The organism is Paenibacillus sp. J22P277, assembly GCF_059383675.1.
On the sequence record NZ_JBXENS010000001.1, the window covers coordinates 306,729 to 324,402 of the forward strand.

Annotated in this window: 19 protein-coding genes; all 19 read right to left on the reverse strand. The window is 58.1% G+C overall.

Annotated elements, in window-relative coordinates; translation table 11 throughout:
• Positions 1-355: 355 nt before the first annotated feature.
• The 19 genes from AC50YL_RS01480 to AC50YL_RS01570 all read right to left on the reverse strand — a co-directional run bounded on the left by AC50YL_RS01480 (position 356) and on the right by AC50YL_RS01570 (position 17,674).
• Positions 356-1,447, reverse strand: coding sequence for a prephenate dehydrogenase (locus tag AC50YL_RS01480; protein WP_494828742.1), 1,092 nt, complete (start codon positions 1,445-1,447; stop codon positions 356-358).
• Positions 1,448-1,451: 4 nt separating this feature from the next.
• Positions 1,452-2,549: a histidinol-phosphate transaminase gene (gene hisC / locus AC50YL_RS01485; RefSeq protein ID WP_494828744.1), complete on the reverse strand. Its 1,098-nt coding sequence runs from the start codon at positions 2,547-2,549 to the stop codon at positions 1,452-1,454.
• Positions 2,550-2,804: 255 nt separating this feature from the next.
• Entirely contained in the window at positions 2,805-3,626 is an 822-nt protein-coding gene (trpA, locus tag AC50YL_RS01490) for a tryptophan synthase subunit alpha (protein WP_494828746.1), read from the reverse strand.
• Between the two features lie 4 nt (positions 3,627-3,630).
• Positions 3,631-4,824, reverse strand: coding sequence for a tryptophan synthase subunit beta (gene trpB, locus AC50YL_RS01495; RefSeq protein WP_494828748.1), 1,194 nt, complete (start codon positions 4,822-4,824; stop codon positions 3,631-3,633).
• The gene (locus AC50YL_RS01500; RefSeq protein WP_494828750.1) at positions 4,821-5,522 is read right to left on the reverse strand and encodes a phosphoribosylanthranilate isomerase; all 702 of its coding nucleotides are present in this window, start codon (positions 5,520-5,522) and stop codon (positions 4,821-4,823) included. Before AC50YL_RS01500 ends, trpB begins: the two co-directional genes overlap by 4 nt.
• Positions 5,522-6,316 (reverse strand): indole-3-glycerol phosphate synthase TrpC, encoded by a 795-nt coding sequence (gene trpC, locus AC50YL_RS01505; protein ID WP_494828752.1) that lies wholly within the window; start codon positions 6,314-6,316, stop codon positions 5,522-5,524. Before trpC ends, AC50YL_RS01500 begins: the two co-directional genes overlap by 1 nt.
• On the reverse strand, positions 6,306-7,358 hold the full coding sequence (gene trpD, locus AC50YL_RS01510; protein WP_494828754.1) for an anthranilate phosphoribosyltransferase: 1,053 nt from the start codon (positions 7,356-7,358) through the stop codon (positions 6,306-6,308). Before trpD ends, trpC begins: the two co-directional genes overlap by 11 nt.
• Positions 7,359-7,366: 8 nt before the next feature.
• Positions 7,367-8,917: an anthranilate synthase component I gene (trpE, locus tag AC50YL_RS01515; protein ID WP_494828756.1), complete on the reverse strand. Its 1,551-nt coding sequence runs from the start codon at positions 8,915-8,917 to the stop codon at positions 7,367-7,369.
• A 313-nt stretch (positions 8,918-9,230) separates the two neighbouring features.
• Positions 9,231-9,599: a chorismate mutase gene (gene aroH, locus AC50YL_RS01520; RefSeq protein ID WP_494828758.1), complete on the reverse strand. Its 369-nt coding sequence runs from the start codon at positions 9,597-9,599 to the stop codon at positions 9,231-9,233.
• A 1-nt stretch (position 9,600) separates the two neighbouring features.
• Positions 9,601-10,707: a 3-dehydroquinate synthase gene (gene aroB, locus AC50YL_RS01525; RefSeq protein WP_494828760.1), complete on the reverse strand. Its 1,107-nt coding sequence runs from the start codon at positions 10,705-10,707 to the stop codon at positions 9,601-9,603.
• Entirely contained in the window at positions 10,707-11,876 is a 1,170-nt protein-coding gene (aroC, locus tag AC50YL_RS01530) for a chorismate synthase (protein WP_494828762.1), read from the reverse strand. The genes aroB and aroC overlap by 1 nt, the downstream gene beginning before the upstream one ends.
• A 201-nt stretch (positions 11,877-12,077) precedes the next feature.
• Complete coding sequence (locus tag AC50YL_RS01535) at positions 12,078-12,245, reverse strand: hypothetical protein (protein ID WP_494828764.1); 168 nt, start codon at positions 12,243-12,245, stop codon at positions 12,078-12,080.
• A 74-nt stretch (positions 12,246-12,319) separates the two neighbouring features.
• Entirely contained in the window at positions 12,320-13,102 is a 783-nt protein-coding gene (locus AC50YL_RS01540; RefSeq protein WP_494828766.1) for a CheR family methyltransferase, read from the reverse strand.
• Between the two features lie 43 nt (positions 13,103-13,145).
• Positions 13,146-13,589 carry a nucleoside-diphosphate kinase gene (gene ndk / locus AC50YL_RS01545; RefSeq protein WP_494828768.1) on the reverse strand — a complete coding sequence of 148 codons (444 nt, stop codon included), beginning with the start codon at positions 13,587-13,589 and terminating at the stop codon, positions 13,146-13,148.
• A gap of 22 nt (positions 13,590-13,611) precedes the next feature.
• The gene (locus AC50YL_RS01550) at positions 13,612-14,586 is read right to left on the reverse strand and encodes a polyprenyl synthetase family protein (protein ID WP_494828770.1); all 975 of its coding nucleotides are present in this window, start codon (positions 14,584-14,586) and stop codon (positions 13,612-13,614) included.
• Positions 14,583-15,452: a menaquinone biosynthetic enzyme MqnA/MqnD family protein gene (locus AC50YL_RS01555; protein WP_494828772.1), complete on the reverse strand. Its 870-nt coding sequence runs from the start codon at positions 15,450-15,452 to the stop codon at positions 14,583-14,585. Before AC50YL_RS01555 ends, AC50YL_RS01550 begins: the two co-directional genes overlap by 4 nt.
• Complete coding sequence (locus AC50YL_RS01560; protein WP_494828774.1) at positions 15,442-16,077, reverse strand: UbiX family flavin prenyltransferase; 636 nt, start codon at positions 16,075-16,077, stop codon at positions 15,442-15,444. Before AC50YL_RS01560 ends, AC50YL_RS01555 begins: the two co-directional genes overlap by 11 nt.
• Positions 16,071-16,946, reverse strand: coding sequence for a UbiA-like polyprenyltransferase (locus tag AC50YL_RS01565; protein WP_494828776.1), 876 nt, complete (start codon positions 16,944-16,946; stop codon positions 16,071-16,073). The genes AC50YL_RS01560 and AC50YL_RS01565 overlap by 7 nt, the downstream gene beginning before the upstream one ends.
• Complete coding sequence (locus AC50YL_RS01570) at positions 16,943-17,674, reverse strand: demethylmenaquinone methyltransferase (RefSeq protein WP_494828778.1); 732 nt, start codon at positions 17,672-17,674, stop codon at positions 16,943-16,945. Before AC50YL_RS01570 ends, AC50YL_RS01565 begins: the two co-directional genes overlap by 4 nt.

Consider the following 17,674-nt stretch of genomic DNA (forward strand, 5'->3'; position numbering starts at 1 on the left):
CTCCGGCATGTTCTCTAATCATTTCGAGATATCCGCCCAAAATCCTGCTTCTTTCGACATGATTCCAATCCCCACATTTTTACATAAACTACATCGATTGTAACACGGCCGGTTAAGACCTTGGGTAAATATTTCTCAAAGTTCCGTTCGTAGAAGAGCCTGCAATGTATTTCGACGAGCGAAAGACCCGGATTGTTTCATAAACGGCAAAAAAAAGACCGCCCTTATAGGGGGCGGCCCCGCAAAACTCTGCGATGGATTTGGATAGGAGTGGAGAGAAACCATACTGTACCTTTATTATATGTATACGTTTTCATTTTGTCAATAAGCGTTTTCAAAAGCGCTACAATTATTTTTAAAAATGCACGGCGTAGCCGATTTCGCCTAGCCGTTCGACCGCGCAGTCCAAATCCTCCTGCTTTCGGAAGCTGAGCCTGAGCACGCCGGGCACGTCTTCCCTGCTCTCGATGATTTGGATATTGCTCAGGTTGATCGCGCTGTTGCCGAGCTCCGTCGCGACCTTCCCGATGATGCCCGGATGATCGGGCACGTCGATGTAGCATTCGTAGATGGCATGAAGCATGCCCTTGCGGCGTTCCGGCAGCTGGCTCCGGAATTGTCCGGCGTCCTTGAAGGCCGTTTCCACCGCTTCCCCGTTCTCGGCCTCCAGCATGCCCAGGAACGATTCCATGCCTGACTGCCATTCCCGCAAGAGCCGCAGCAGCACTTCCCGGTTGTTGACCAGAATATCGCGCCAGACGACGGGATCGCTCGAGGCGATGCGGGTGATATCCCGGAATCCGCCTGCGGCAAGCTGGCTGTAAAGAGAGTTGTCCTCATTGTAGCCGCGAACGAGATTGACGAGCGCGACCGCGATGATGTGTGGCAGATGGCTGATCGCCCCGACGATTTCGTCATGCTCTTCGGGATGCACGTGAACGATGTTCGCTTTGGTGTAGGCAAGCAGCTGCGTCAGCCGATCGACGTCGCGCTGAGGCGTCGACGCTTCCGGGGTAAGCACGTAGAACGCGTTCTCGAACAAATACAGGGATGCCGCTTCGACGCCGGAGCGCTCGGAACCGGCCATCGGATGGCCCCCGATGAATACCGCTTCGCCAAGGCTGGCCTGCCTGGCGCATGCCGCGACGGACGCCTTGGTGCTGCCCACGTCCGTAATGATGCAGCCCGGCTTCAACGCGAGCCGGCTCAAATCCTGCACGTATTGCTCAAGCGAACCTACCGGCACGCATAGAAAAATAAAATCCGCGCCTTCCGCGGCCTCGCGAAGAGACGTCGTCGCATGATCGACGACGCCCCGCTCGAGGTATTTGGCAGCGGATGATTCGCGTACGGAGTGACCGACGACGGTGATGCCGGGCTTGCCCTTAAAGCAAAGCGCCAGCGAGCCGCCGATCAATCCGACGCCGAATATCGCTATTTTCGTCATGGCGTTAACCTAGCACCGCCGCTTCTGCGAGTACGGACTCCAGCGCCGCGATGAACGCTTCGTTCTGCTCTTGGCTGCCGATCGTAATGCGGATATACGTCGGGTAATGCGTCCACCGCGCGCGGGAAATGACGCCTCGGCGAAGCAGGCCGTCAAATGCTTGACCCGACGGGATCTTCACGTCGACCATGATGAAATTGCCGTGCGCTTCGAAATAATGAAGTCCGAGACGGTCGAATTCGCGGTACATGTAGGCTTTGCCCTCGGCATTGCGCGCCCTGCACGACTGCAGGAATTCGTCGTCGGCGAGCGAAGCCGCCGCCGCGGCCTGCGCCATCCGCGTCGTATTGAACGGTTCGCGGACTTGATTGATCATCCGGATCAAATCGGCATGTCCGGCGCCGTATCCGATGCGAAGCGAAGCCAGGCCGTAGATTTTGGAGAAGGTCCGAAGCAGGATCACGTTATTGAATTCGCGCATGAGTGCAAGGCTGTCCGGGAAATCCTCGTCCATGACGTATTCGATGTACGCCTCATCCAGTACCACGATGACATTCGATGGCACTTGGCGGATAAAGGCGTCCAGTTCGGCGTGCCGGACGATCGTGCCGGTCGGGTTGTTGGGATTGCACACCCAGATGATTTTGGTGCGCTCCGTCACTTTCGCAAGCATGGCAGGCAGGTCGTGCGTACCGTCTCGTAGCGGCACTTCGATGATCGTCGCGCCTTCGATGACCGCGTTATGGCGATATTGCGAGAACGTCTCGTCCGCCGTGATCGTCTCGTCGCCCGGAGAGAGGAACGCGCGCGCGAGCATCAGAATGACTTCGTCGGAGCCGGCGCCGAAAATGATTTGATTGCGTTCGATGCCCAAGTACTCGGCTACCGCCGCCGTCAGCTCCGTGCTGAAGCTGTCCGGATATATGCTGATGTTCTCAAGTTCTTTGATAATGGCCGCTTTCGCGTGTTCAGAGCTGCCGAACGGATTCTCGTTCGAGGCCAGCTTGATGACTTCTTTAAGGCCCAATTCGCGTTTGACTTCTTCGATCGGCTTGCCCGGCTGGTACACCGGAAGACTGACGATACTTTGTTTTGGTTGCATCCTTATCACCTCGTAAAAGTGTTTCATAGCTCAATGGTTATTTCAACATTGTCTCACAAGTTGCGCGCATTTAAAAGAGTCAGGCAGATTTTTCTTTCGCGCTTTTAAGCTTTTATGCATAGAAGCACACAAGAGAACGAACGGATTTCGCTCATCGCGCCATCATTCGATTCGTACGCTTGGGATCCTTGCCGACAAAGTAAAAAACCTTCGAGCGGCCGATGACCGTTCGAAGGTTAAGCCCAGGCAGCGCGGTCAGCCCTTCAGCTCGCTGACAAACGCGCGGATCTGCGCTAGTCCTTCCTGCTTCGTAGCCGGCGATTGCAGCAGCGGCACGACTTCCTCGATCTTGCGCACGATCGCGCTGCCGACGATGACCCCGTCCGCTTGCTTGCCGAACCGAACCACTTGCTCGCGGCTCGAGATGCCGAAGCCTACGGCGATCGGCGTGTTCGTCGCGCTGCGCACCGTAGCCAGGAACTCGTCGATGCCTTGGTGAAAATCGGCCCGCACGCCGGTCACGCCGAGCGAGGACACGCAGTATACGAAACCGCGCGCTTTCGCGGCGATGCGCACGACGCGATCGTTCGATGTCGGCGCGACGAGCGGAATCAGGTGAATATTGGCCGCTTCCGCCATGGCGCGAAGCTCGGCATCTTCTTCGATCGGCAGATCGGGGATGATGAGGCCGCTGATGCCTTTGGCCGTCACGAGCTCGAAAAACCGTTCAAGCCCGAATTGCAGCACGCGATTATAGTAGGAGAACAGTATGAACGGAAGCTTGACGCCCGCGCCGCGCGCATGCTCGGCGACCTGGATGCAGTCCTCGAGCGTAACGCGCCCGTTGCCGAGCGCGCGCTCCGAAGCGCGCTGAATGACCGGCCCGTCCGCCAGCGGGTCCGAATACGGCACCCCGAGTTCGATCATATCCGCGCCGGCCTGCTCCAAGGCTTCGATGATCTCGACCGACGTGCTCAAATCAGGGTCGCCGATGGTCAGAAACGGGATAAGCGCGGTGCGCCCTTCTTCGCGAAGCCGCGCGAACGCGGCATCGATTGCGTTGACTTGGATGTCCATGCGCTTACAAGCCTCCTTCGAGATAACCCATGATCGCTTGGACGTCTTTGTCGCCGCGGCCCGACAGGCTGACGACGATGATCTGGTCGCTTCCCAGCGTCGGCGCCAGCTTCATGACCTGCGCGATCGCATGCGCCGACTCCAGCGCAGGGATGATGCCTTCCGTGCGCGACAGCAGCTGCAGCGCTTCGAGCGCCTCGGCGTCCGTGATCGGCAGGTACGTAGCGCGCTCCGTGTCTTTCAGGTAAGCATGCTCCGGCCCGATGCCCGGATAATCCAGGCCCGCGGATATCGAATGCGCCGGCTGCACTTGTCCGTATTCGTCCTGCAGGACGTAGCTCAGCGAGCCTTGGAACACGCCGTGCCGCCCTTTGGTCATCGTTGCCGCGTGCTCTTCGGTCTCCACGCCGCGGCCCGCCGCCTCCACGCCGATCAGCTTGACGGACGCGTCGCCGATGAACGGATAAAACATGCCGATGGCATTGCTGCCGCCGCCTACCGCCGCCACGACGTAATCCGGCAAGCGTCCGGCTTCCTTCTGGATCTGTTCGCGCGATTCGTCGCCGATGATCCGCTGGAAGTCGCGAACCATCATCGGATAAGGATGCGGCCCCGTCACCGAACCGAGGATGTAATACGTATCGTCGACATGGCTGACCCAATAGCGGAGCGTCTCGTTGCATGCATCCTTCAGCGTGCGCGTGCCGGACGTCACCGGCACGACTTCGGCGCCGAGCAGCTTCATGCGGAACACGTTCAGCTCCTGGCGCTTCGTGTCCTCTTCGCCCATGAACACTTTGCATTCCATGCCGAGCAGCGCCGCGACCGTCGCGGAAGCCACGCCGTGCTGGCCGGCTCCGGTTTCGGCAATGATCTTGGTCTTGCCCATTCGCTTGGCGAGCACGCCTTGGCCGATCGTATTGTTAATTTTGTGCGCGCCGGTATGGTTCAAATCCTCGCGCTTCAAATAGATTTGCGCGCCTCCGAGATGCTCGGACAGCCGCTGCGCATGGTATAACGACGTCGGGCGTCCCGAATATTTCGTCAATAAGTAGCGGACCTCCGCGATGAAATCGGGATCCTTCGAATAATGCTGATAAGCCTCCTCCAGCTCGATCAGCGCGTTCATCAGCGTCTCGGGAACGTAACGTCCGCCGAATTTGCCGAAGCGCCCGTTCTCGTCCGGGACTTGCGTCATAACCCTTGCACCCTTTCCGCGAAAAGTCTGATTTTCGTACTATCCTTCATGCCGTCCGTCTCTACGCCGCTGGATACGTCCACGCCGTCGGGCGAATACCGGGACAACAGCTCTTGCACGTTATCGGGATGCAGTCCTCCCGCGACATAGAGCGGAATGCCGGCCCCCGCCGCCGCATAGCGGTCGATGACCTGCCAAGCAAACGTCCTGCCCGTCCCGCCGCCCGCCGTATCGACCAGAAACGCGTCCACGCTGCCGCGGTACGGCTCCAGCCTGTCAGGTCCGTCCGAGGATGGATCGACGGCGTCGCGTTCCGTCACCGAGAATACCTTCCACACGTCGATGCCGAACGCCTGCTTGACTTCCAAGCAAAATTGCGGCGATTCGTCACCATGCAGTTGGACGACATCAAGCGGCGCTTTGGCCAGCGTGTCGCGAAGCTCGTCCATCGTCGGATCGACGAAGACGCCGGCCGTACGCGGAATGCTTCCATCGCGGTTGCGCAGCGCGCGAACTTCCGCGATCAATTCGCCCGCCAAGGAAGGCGTCACTTGCCGGCGGCTCTTCGCGAACACGAAGCCGACCTCGTCGATCGGCAGGCCGTCCATGGTTCGGATCGTCGCCGCATCGCGCAAACCGCAAATTTTCACTCGCGTTTTGCGCGTGCCCGCTGCCGCTTGTCCGGTAGGTGTCATCATCAGACCGTCACCGGTCCCATCAATCGATCGACTGCCGCGCCGACATCCGCCTGGCGCATAAAGGACTCGCCGATGAGCACGCCCTTGGCACCCGCAGCCTGCACGTACGCGATATCATCCGGCGTCGCGAGCGCGCTCTCGCTGATGACCGTCACGCCCGGAGGAACAAGGCCGATCAGCCGCTCCGTCGTCTTCAAGTCCGTCACGAACGTATGAAGATTCCGGTTGTTGATTCCGACGAGCGTCGCTTTGCCGAGACCGAGCACGTCCGACATTTCCTCTTCGTCGTGGACTTCCACCAATACGTCCAGCCCGACGGATTTGGCGATATCGTAAAATTCCGCGAGCTTGGAGGGGCGGAGGATCGCCGCGATCAGTAAAATCGCATCCGCTCCGATCAAGCGCGCTTCGTAGATTTGGCGATAGTCTACGATGAAATCCTTGCGCAGCAGCGGCAGCTTCACCGCCTCGGATACCGCTGTCAGGTATTCGTTCTTGCCTTGAAAATAATCCTCGTCCGTCAACACGGAAATGCAGTCCGCTCCCGCTTGCTCATAGGTCTTGGCCAAGGTAACCGGATCGAAATCCGGACGGATCAGCCCTTTGGACGGCGAAGCTTTCTTCACCTCGGCGATGAGGCCGAGCGGACGGTTCGTCCGTCCCGCGAGCGCCCGTTCGAACCCGCGGCAGCCCGGAAGCTCCGCGATCCGGCGCTCGGCTTCGGTCAGCGAAAACCGCTCGGCGAGACTATCCACTTCTTTGTTCTTGGAAGCTACGATTTTATCAAGAAACATGGCTCAACTCTCCTGTCGTTTCAATCAATTGCCGCAGCTTGGACGCTGCGAGACCCGAATCGATGACCGTCTTGGCCGTCTCGACGCCTTCGCCCAAGGAGCTTGCCGCACCGCCGACAAAAATGCAGGCGCCGGCGTTGGCGAGCACGATATCCCGGTACGCGCCCCGCTCCGTCCCGTCGAAGACCGAACGGATAATGCGGGCGTTCTCCGCGGAATCGCCGCCGATGATATCGGACAGCGCATGGCTGCGAAGGCCGATATCTTCCGGCGTCAAGGTATAGGTGCGAACCGAGCCGCCGAGCAGCTCGGATATTTGCGTCGGCGACGATATGCTGATCTCGTCCAAGCCGTCGAAGCTGCTCACGACCATCGCCCGCTTCAAGCCAAGATCGCTCAACACGGAGGCGATCGTCTCCGTCTTGGAGCGGTCGTAAATGCCGAGCAGCTGCCTGTCGGCACCCGCCGGGTTCGTCAACGGGCCGAGCATGTTGAAGATGGTGCGAATGCCGAGTTCCCGGCGCGGGCCCGCGGCATGCTTCAGCGAAGGGTGGTACAGCTGGGCGAACATGAAGCAGATGCCGATCGCATCCAGGCAGCGCGACGCTTGCTCCGCGGTCAGCGTAATGTTCACGCCGAGCGCCTCCAGCGTGTCCGCGCTTCCGGATTTGCCGGACATGGCGCGATTTCCGTGCTTCGCGACCCTGACCCCGGCGGCGGCGGCGATAATGGCGGATGCGGTGGAAATATTGAACTTATGAATGCCGGAGCCGCCGGTACCGCAAGTATCCAGCAGGCCGTTGCGTTCCGTGACGACATGGTTGGAATGCGAGCGCATCGCTTCCGCGAAACCCGTGATCTCGTCTCTCGTTTCGCCTTTGATTCGGAGCGCGGTCGCCACGGCGCCGATTTGGGCGCCGGTCGCTTCGCCGCTCATAATGATGTCCATTACGCCGCGAGCTTCCTCGCGGGATAGGCTGGAGCCGCCGATCAACAGATTCAGGGCGCGCTGCATCGTCATGATCTCGTTTGTCACCGTCATCTGTCCGCTCACCCCTTCGCGTCCGCGTAATAGTCCATATTGATCATGCTCGCCGTGCGCTCTTGCGGCGCGAAGGCCGCCTCCGCCACGCGGACCGCTTTCAACAGCGCCATCGCTTTGTTCACCGTCTCCGTGTACTCGTTCTCAGGAATAGAGTCCCATACGATGCCGGCGCCCGATTGGACGTAGGCTTTGCCGTTCTTGAAGATCATCGTCCGAATCGTAATGCAGGTGTTCAAATTGCCGTTAAAGCCGAGGTACCCGATCGCGCCGGCATATGCGCCGCGCGCCTCGTTCTCGAGCTCCGCGATGATTTCCATCGCGCGCAGCTTGGGCGCTCCCGATACGGTGCCCGCCGGCATGCAGGATACGAAGGCATCGAAGAAATCCCGGTCTTCTCTTAATTTGCCGGAAACGTTGGACACGATATGCATGACATGGGAATAGCGTTCGATTTCCATGTACGCATCGCAGCGGACGGTGCCGAATTCGGAGACGCGACCGATATCGTTGCGCCCCAGATCGACCAGCATGAGATGCTCGGCGCGTTCTTTCTCGTCGGCGAGCAGCTCCTTCTCCAACGCCAGATCCTGCTCGGGCGTCTTGCCGCGCGGACGCGTTCCGGCGATCGGCCGCGTCTCGACGCGTTCGCCGTCTACCTTGACGAGCGCTTCCGGCGAGGTGCCGACGATGACCTCGTCGTCCATTTTCAAATAGTACATGTATGGAGACGGATTCATCGTGCGCAGCACGCGGTAGACATGAAGCGGATCGACCTCCGTCTCGATGCTGAAGCGCTGCGACAGCACCACCTGGAAGATGTCGCCGGCGCGAATGTATTCTTTCGATTGCTCGACGTTCGCCAGGAATTGTTCCTTCGTCAGGTTCGAGGCGATTTCCCCCAGCTCCGGATCGGCCGGAATGCTTCCGCCCGTCATCAGCGTCGTCGGCGTCGGCTGCTGCAGGCGCTCGATCGTCGCTTCGATCCGCTTGAGCGTTCCCTCGTACTGCGCTTCGATGACGCTGTCCGTCGCGCCCTCCGGAATATGAATATTGCCGATTACCTGCATCTGCTGCTTGAAATGATCGAACACGATGACCTGGTCGCAGAACATGAACTGCAGGTCGTTCATCTGCAAATCGTCGATCCGGTGAGCCGGCAGCTTCTCGTAATATTGAAGCAGGTCATAACCGAAAAATCCGATCGCGCCCCCGGTGAACGGCGGCAGGTCCGCAACCGCCGGACTGCGGTACGCGCGCAGATGCGCCTTCAGCAGCTCGATCGGCTTCTCGCGCAAGATCGTCTCTTCTCCGTTCTTTTCGATGACCATCTCGCCGTTCTTGCCTCGAATGAGCATGAATGGATCCGTGCCGATAAAGGAATATCTCGCCCACTTGACTCCGCCCTCCACGCTTTCCAAAAGAAACGCGCGGCGCTCGCGGTAAAAATGCTGAAATATCCGAATCGGCGTCTCCGTGTCCGCCATCACATGCCTCACGATCGGTATGAGGTTGTACGTGCCGGCTTGCCGGATGACGCTTTGCAGCTCCTGGTTCATACTCAATCTCCCCTTCTCTAATCAAAATAAAAAACTCCTGCCGCAGCAGGAGTATCGTGGGTTAGAAGATGGTAAATGAGGATGAACGAAATAGGGAAAATAACAGTGCGCAGCGTCTCGCCGCTGCATACCGCTAAGTTCGATTATCGTTGCTGGAATTGCTTTCACTCATCTCGGCTCTACTCATCTCTGCTCACTGTACTGCTGCTCGGCTCATCTCTGTTACTGCATCTAGTATGAACTTACTATACAATAGCGTAATTGCATCCGTCAATCCCGATCTCGGACGATGGTCCTATCCGCTCCCGGGCTATCAGGCCTTCGCCAGATCCGGACGAAGCGCCTTCGCGCCGCCTAAATAAACATGCTCGACCTGCTCCTGCGTTTTCTCCGTATTGACTAATACCATTAAGCGGATGCATTTCTCAAGGCTGCCTTTGACAGGCACTTCCAGCGCGCACATAAGCGGAACCAGGTCCCAGCCTCCCATCGCGCGAATCGCTCTTGCCGGAAACGTCGCATCCAAATCGCCGGTTACCGTCACGAATACGCTCGCGATGTCGGTCGGCACGATGCCGTTCACTTTGACGATGCTGTTCAACAATTCGACGGTCGCTTGCAAAATCGGTTGTTCCTCGTTAACCGCTACCGTAATGGCGCCGCGTATTCCCCGTACATTCATTCTAAACGGCCTCCTGTTTCAATTGTTCCACGATTTCCCTTATAAGCGCGGTGGAAACTGACTTATTGATCTCTACTTTGCCGATCGCGACGGGCACGATGAACGTAATCGCGCCTTCTTGAAATTTCTTGTCGTGCATCATCGCGCGCATGATTTCGTCCGTATCCAGATGCGCAGGCAGCCTGACCGGCAGGCCGACGCGCGAAAGCACGCGCTTCGTGACGCCGTATACTTCCTCCGGCGCGCCAAGCTTTACCGCAAGGCGGGCCGACCCGACCATGCCGATCGATATCGCTTCGCCGTGAAGCAGTTCGCCGTAGCCCGCGACCGCTTCCAGCGCATGGCCGATCGTGTGGCCAAGGTTGAGAATGGCGCGGAGATCGTTCTCCCGTTCGTCCCGCGATACGACCGCCGCTTTCACGCTGCAGCCTTTATACAGCGCGTATCCGAGTGCCTCCGGATCGAGCGCCAGCAGCTTCTCAGCATTGTCGTCGCACCACGAGACAAATTCCGCGTCCCAGATCAGCCCATGCTTGACGACCTCGGAAAGGCCTGCTTTCACGTCGCGTTCCGGGAGCGTTTGGAGCGTGCTCAGATCATACAGCACTAGCTCCGGCTGGTGGAACGCGCCGATGATGTTTTTCGCCAGCGGATGATTGACCGCTACTTTGCCGCCGACGCTGCTGTCGTGCGCGAGAATCGTCGTCGGGATTTGAACGAATTTGATGCCCCTCATGTACGAGGCGGCTACGAAGCCGGCCAGATCGCCGACGACGCCTCCCCCGAGCGCAACGATCGCGGACTTGCGATCGAGTCCGTTCTCGAGCGCGATGCCGATCAGTTTCTCCAACTGGCTCAGCGACTTCGAACCCTCGCCCGCCGGAATGACGGCGCTCGTCACGCCAAATCCGCTTTCGCGCAGAACGGTCTCCAGATGCGCCAAATGCCGCTCGGCGACATTGGCGTCCGTAATGATCAGCAGCGGCGACTTCTTGCTGATCCCATGGTTAGCCAGCAGCTTGCCCGCCTCGTCCAGCAGCCCTTCGCCGATATAGATCGGATACGAACGGTCGCCGAGATCGACGGTCAACTCGCGAACGCCGCTCATTAGTAGCTCCTCACTTGCGCAAGGTAATTGTCGTAGTTCGCGCGGATTTCTTCCATGGAATCGCCGCCGAACTTCTCCAGGAACGCCTTGGCGACTTCCCAAGCCACGACATGCTCCATCACGACGCTTGCCGCGGGAACCGCGCAGCTGTCCGAACGTTCGACCTGCGCCGTAAACGGCTCCTTCGTGTCGATGTCCACGCTTTGGAGCGGCTTATACAGCGTAGGGATCGGTTTCATGACGCCGCGAACGACGATTTGCTCGCCGTTGGTCATGCCGCCTTCGAACCCGCCCAAGCGGTTCGTGCGGCGGTGGTAACCGCGTTCTTCGTCGTATAGAATCTCGTCGTGAACCTGCGAGCCGCGAATCGTGCCCGCTTCGAAGCCGATGCCGATCTCGACGCCTTTGAACGCATTGATCGACACGACGGCCTGCGCGATGCGGCCATCCAGTTTACGGTCGTACTGCACGTGGCTGCCAAGTCCGATCGGCACGCCTTCCACGATGCATTCCACGATGCCGCCGATGGAATCGCCCTCTGCCTTGATCTGATCGATATAGGCGGTCATTTTCGCTTCCGTGTCCTTATCCACGACGCGTACCGGCGATTCTTCCGTCAACGCGATCAACTCGTCGAGCGGGAGATCGTTGGCCGGGGCTTCGATCTCGCCGATGCGAATGACTTGTCCGCCGACCTTGATGCCGAACGCCGCAAGAAATTGGCGGGCCACCGCGCCGACGGCGACGCGCGCCGCCGTCTCTCGCGCGCTCGACCGCTCCAGTACGTTGCGAAGATCCTTCAAGTTGTATTTCAACCCGCCGTTTAAGTCGGCATGACCGGGACGCGGCCGATTGACGCGCCGTTTCTCTTCGTCGCCGCCCTCGATCGGTTCGATATTCATGACGCTCGTCCAATGCTTCCAGTCGTTATTCGCCACGACGAGCGCGACCGGCGCTCCCGTCGTCTTGCCATGACGGACGCCGCCGACGATATTCGCCGTGTCCTTCTCGATCTGCATCCGTCGGCCGCGGCCATGCCCCTTCTGCCTGCGATGCAGTTGGAAATTCAATTCCTCGAAATCAAGCTGCAGGTTGCTCGGCAATCCTTCGATAATCGCCGTCAACTGCGGACCGTGCGTCTCTCCTGCCGTCAAATAGCGTAAACTCACAGTAAAGCTCCTCCTTCATTTCCGAACAACGCGAAGTATGATTTCGGCTAGGCATGTCGGCCTCAAATATCTTTGCTCATTATAGTACAGCGTCAACGCTTTGACAAGAAAATGCAAACCTGTCGAATCGCCGCAGCCCAACGAAAAAACTGCCCGAAACGCCTTGTGCGAAGGCGTTTCGGGCAGCCGGTGAAGAACCCCTTATCCGTTGACGGATTGTTGTCCTCGTAATGTTTGCGGGTCGGCGTTCAAATGGGGGTCGTTCATTAACCCTTTCATTTGACCGGTATCGATGCCAAGAATTTGGGCGCATTCTTGGACGCTGATAAACCCGCGTTTATATGCCGCGATCACTTTTCGTTTGTCCATGCTGCACCTCCTATGCGTAAAAGTTTCCATACGCCTAGTATCGGTGAAGCCCGAAATTCCTATACCTGCCTCCGCTATGCCCGTCGCCGGTAGAAGAACGTCTCGGCCGATTCGAAATCGTACTGGCTCGGCGAGAAGATCTGCTCCGTGCTGCCGACGAACAGCAGCCCGCCGGGTTTGAGCGCATTGGAAAACTTATGGTACAGCATATGCTTCGCGTCTTCGGTGAAATAAATCATGACGTTGCGGCAGACGATGATATCGAATCCGCTCTCGAATGTATCGTGAAGCAGATTTTGCTGCTTGAACGTAATGATTTTCTTCAACGAATCCGTCACGGCGACCTCGTCGCGGCCATGCTGCACGAAATAATCGGTCATATAATCGCGAGGCACGTCGCGGATGGAACGATCCTGGTAGACGCCTTGAATCGCTTTCTGCAGCACCAGCTCGTCCAAATCCGTTGCCAGGATCGATACCCGGTCCTGGGCGCCCAGCGCATGCACGATCATGGAGAGCGTATACGGCTCTTCGCCGGTGGAGCAAGCGGCGCTCCAAATCTTCACCCGTCCGCCGTTCTTCAGCAAATCCGGAAGAAACTTCTTCTCCATGGCCTCCCAACGGCCCGGATTGCGCCAAAACTCGGACACGTTGATCGTCATCCGGTCAAGAAATTCGGTCATCAGCTTACTATCCCGATCCAGATCGCGATAATAGGCTTCGAACGTCTCATAGCCGTATTTCTGCCTGAGCGTCGTCAGCCGGCGCTTCATCTGCGCTTCCTTGTACTGCGACAAGTCGATCGCCGTCTTGTGCTTGATCCGCTCGATAAAGAACGAAAAATCCTTGTCCTCCAAGCTGTTTTCCCCCGCTGCAGCAGACTTAAGGCCGCGAATTAGTTTATATCCATTGCCCCATCGTCTGCGTGTATGACAGCAGCTCGTGCGGCGCGAAGAAAATGCCGATTTCCCTTGCCGCGCTTTCCGCCGAATCGGAGCCGTGAATCAGATTGAAATTCGTATGGACGGCATAATCGGATCGAATCGTTCCCGGCGCTGCCTCCAGGGCATTCGTCTTGCCGATCATCGCGCGCGTCAGACCGATTACGTTATCTCCCTGCCACACCATGGCAAACACCGGACTGGACGTGACAAAGGCTACGAGCGGCGGATAAAAGGGCTTCCCGACATGTTCCGCATAGTGGCGTTCGGCGATTTCAGGCGTAATGCGCATGAATTTCGCGGCGACGAGTTTTAGTCCTTTACGTTCGAAGCGCGAAACGATTTCGCCGATTAAGCCGCGCTGCACGCCGTCTGGCTTGACCATTAGAAAAGTTTGTTCCATTCGAGATCCCTCCTAGGCGCGTTTAGTAGTTTCGTTTCGCTACGAAATACGCGATATCGGTTAAGTTCTTCTTCGCCGTGATGTTCGGCAGACCGCTCAGGGCATCGATCGCTTTGTTCATATAGCGCGTGGCCATTTCCTCCGCGATGCCGATGCCGGCGCTCTTACGTATTATGTTCAACGCACGCTTCGTTTCCCCTGCTCCGTTCGATGCTTGGATTTTGTTAATTTCGTCCTGCAGCTCGCCCGCCTTCGCGGGCTCCTGCATCGCGAGCAGAATGGGCAGCGTGATATTCCCTTGGCGGATATCCGATCCCGGCGGTTTGCCGATCTGCTTCTCGGTGCCGAGCAGATCCAACAGATCGTCGCGAATCTGGAATGCCATGCCGACGTTATAGCCGAAACGATACAGACTGTTCGCCGTTCGCCGGTCCGCTCCCGAAGCGATCGCGCCGAGCTGGCAGCTGATCGCGATCAAGAGCGCGGTCTTGCGGCGGATGCGAAGCAGGTAGTTGCGGATGGATTGCTTCGTATTGAAGAAATCGCGGATCTGCTCCATTTCCCCGATGCACATCTGCACCATGGCCTTGGACAAGATTTGATGGATCTGCGGATTCTCGAGCTCCGTGACGATGGCAAGGGCTTTGCCGTATATGTAATCTCCCGTGTACATCGCGATCCGGTTGTCCCACTTGGACTTGACGGTCAGCTGTCCGCGCCTTGTCTCGGCGTTGTCGATGACGTCGTCGTGCACGAGCGAGGCCATATGGATGAGCTCGAGCGGCACCGCTACTCTCTCGAGCACGTTCAGCTCGTAGCTGCCGAACTTGCCGGAAAGCAGCACGAACACGGGACGGATGCGCTTCCCGCCCGCTTTAAGCAGATGCGTGGAGGTATCGCTTAGCAGCACATGGTCCGACGTAACGCTGCGCGCCAATTTTCCTTCGATCGCATCCAAATCGCCTTTCATTTTGGCGTAAATATCAAGTAGTTTCATTCGTTCTTCACCTTAAGAGCGGCATGGTCCTCGAAAAATCGCATCCGTACCTCGTGCGGCAGCAAACCCAGCCGATGCGCGTATTCGAAGTAGAGCTTCAAGCCCGCCTGCTCGTCCGATCCGAAATTGTAGTGTAGCTCGTGAAAATAACGATTCCAATAGGCCGATTCCCCGCCCAACTGCGCGCAGGCTTTATCCACCAGCGGCTTCAGGTTGCGCAGGCTTCGTTCTTTGCTCGTCGTCAAGGCATGCAGCACATCGGCTACCGCGCCAGGTTCGCGCTCGGCGATTTCCTTGCGGACGGCGACTAGGGCGAACGTCATCCCGTATCCGGTCCAGCTGCGCCACAGCTCTCCCAAGTCGATCACGGCAAGACCTCTGTCCTTGTTGGCCCAAGAAGCCTGAATGGCCGTATCGCCGATCAACAGCGCGGCATCCGCTTCGGCAAGCATATCGTCCAGCGAAGGCTCCATCGTTACGAAGGAAGGCTCGGCATGATAATAAAGCTTCATCAAGATCTTCAGCAAATTCACCGAGGTAGCGGAGGTCGCCGTCATCGCGATCCGGCCTTGCAGCACGTCCTCAAGCGGTTTCTTCAGAAACAACAGGATGGAGTTTACGCGGCCCTTCGCGCTCACGGACAAGTCCGGAAGCAGCAAATAATTGTCGGCGTTCTCGGCATACGCGAAGGAGGACATCGACGTGATATCGATCTCGCCCAGCTTAAGCGCCCGGTTCAGCGCAGCCGGAACCCGCTTCTCGATACGGAAACGCTCCAACGGCAGCTGCTGCTCCGCATAATGAAAAATCGGCCACACATTCGCATAGTCTATGCGGCCGACCGTAATCGGGCGATTAGCTCCCATGCTGATCATCTCCCCATCTTCTGTACAACGCATGCTCGAGCGGAAGCTGATCAAGCACTTTCCCGACCATGAAATCGACCATATCGCCCATGCTCTGCGGTCCGTAATAGAAGGCCGGCATCGCCGGAACGATTTTGACGCCCAGCCTGGCCAGCGTCAGCATGTTCTCCAAATGTATGGCATGCAGCGGCGTCTCGCGCGGAACGATCAGCAGCTTGCGTCCTTCCTTCAGCATAACATCCGCGGCGCGCGTCATCAAATCGTCGGAGATGCCGTGGGATATTGACGCCAACGTGCCCATGGAACACGGCATAATGATCATGCCTTCCACCCGATAGGAACCGCTTGCGATGGATGCCCCGATATCGGCGTTTGGGTGGAGCGTCAGCCGGCCTTCCTCGATCGCTTCGGGGAAATGCGCCGCCAGCGCAGCCGGGCGTTTGGTCGTATCCCATCGCTGCTCTTCCTTCAATACCCGCCAACCCGCTTCCGTGACGACGAGATGCACGTCGACCCCGCCGTCCAGCAGGGAGCGGATCAACCGAATGCCATAAACGGATCCGCTTGCGCCCGTTATTCCGACGACCCACCGTTTGCGCGCGGTACCGCCATTCGTTTCTACCATGGATGCAGCACCACCAAATCAAGCAGCGTAAACGCGAACAAGGTGATGCTGAGCGCGCCGTTCATCGTGAAGAACGCGGTTTGCACCCGGCTGATATCGTTCGGTTTCACAAGCATATGCTCGTACCAGAGAAAACCGACCGAAGCGATCGCCCCGATCAAATAAATCCAGCCTAAATCCGTTAACCAATATAAAGAGATGAATCCGGCCGCGGTCAGAAAATGAAAGCCGCGGGCAATGCGGAGTCCGCCGGCAAGGCCGAAACGCGCCGGGATGGAATAGACGCCTTCGCGGCGGTCGAATTCAATATCCTGGCACGCGTAGATGGTATCGAAGCCGGCCAGCCAGCAGACGACCGAACCGTACAGCACCCAGGCCGCGGGGTTCACATGACCCGTAACCGCAATCCAGCCGCCCAGCGGCGCGAGACCGATCGTAATGCCGAGCACGACGTGGCAGAGCCATGTAAAGCGTTTGGTGTAGGAATACAAGACGAGAAAAAAGACGGCGATCGGCATCAGCATGACGCAGACGGGATCCAGCTGCGAAGCCGCAATAAACAGCACGACAAAGGACACCGCGATGAACACGACGACCTCGCCGGCTTTCAGCAGCCCTGCCGGTATCGCCCGTTTCGCGGTGCGAGGATTTTTGGCGTCCATGACGCGGTCGACGACCCGGTTGAGGCCCATCGCCGCGCTGCGGGCTCCGATCATCGCCAGCAGGATCCAGCCGATCTCCGGCCAGCTCGGCAGCCGATGTTCCATCATGACCGCGCCGATCAGCGCGCCCATAAAAGCGAACGGCAGCGCGAAAACCGTATGTTCAACCTTGATCATTTCCAATATGATGCGAGTTTTGCGTATCATCCTTTGTCCGTTCCCTTCGTCCCCGTGTGTAAAGCCGCGATGCCGCCCGTCAGCGGATAAGCATGCACGTTTCGGAGACCGATGTCACGGAATTTATCCGCCAGCTGATTGGAATCCGGGAATGCCTTGAGCGACTCCGGAAGCCATTTGTACTGCTCGTACCGTTTGGCGAACAGCTTGCCAAGCGCCGGCAAAATACGCTCGAAATAAAAATAATAGATCGATTTGAATGGTTGCCAGAGCGGCTTGGATAACTCCAGGCATACGACTTGCCCGCCCGGTTTGACGACGCGCATCATTTCGCGGAGCACCTGTTCCAGGTCCGGCACGTTCCGAAGCCCGAAGCCGATGGTGGCGAAATCGAAACGGTTGTCCTCGAACGGCAGTTCCATCGCATTGCCCTGATGAAGGGAAATCTGATGGTCAAGCCCCTCCCGGCGTACCTTTTGCTTGCCTACCTCCAGCATATTATGGCTGAAGTCCAGCCCCGCGATGTCGCCGCTGCCGCTCGCGCGGGCGAGCGCGATGGTCCAGTCGCATGTCCCGCAGCACAGATCGACGGCCGACTGTCCCGGTTGCACGTTCATCTTGCGCATCGTGAACGCGCGCCAAGCCTTATGCCTGCGGAAGCTTAGCAGGTCGTTCATCAAATCGTACTTCGGCGCAATGCTTTCAAACACGGCATGCACGTGTTGTTCCTTCGATTTGGATTGCACTGTCTCTGTCAC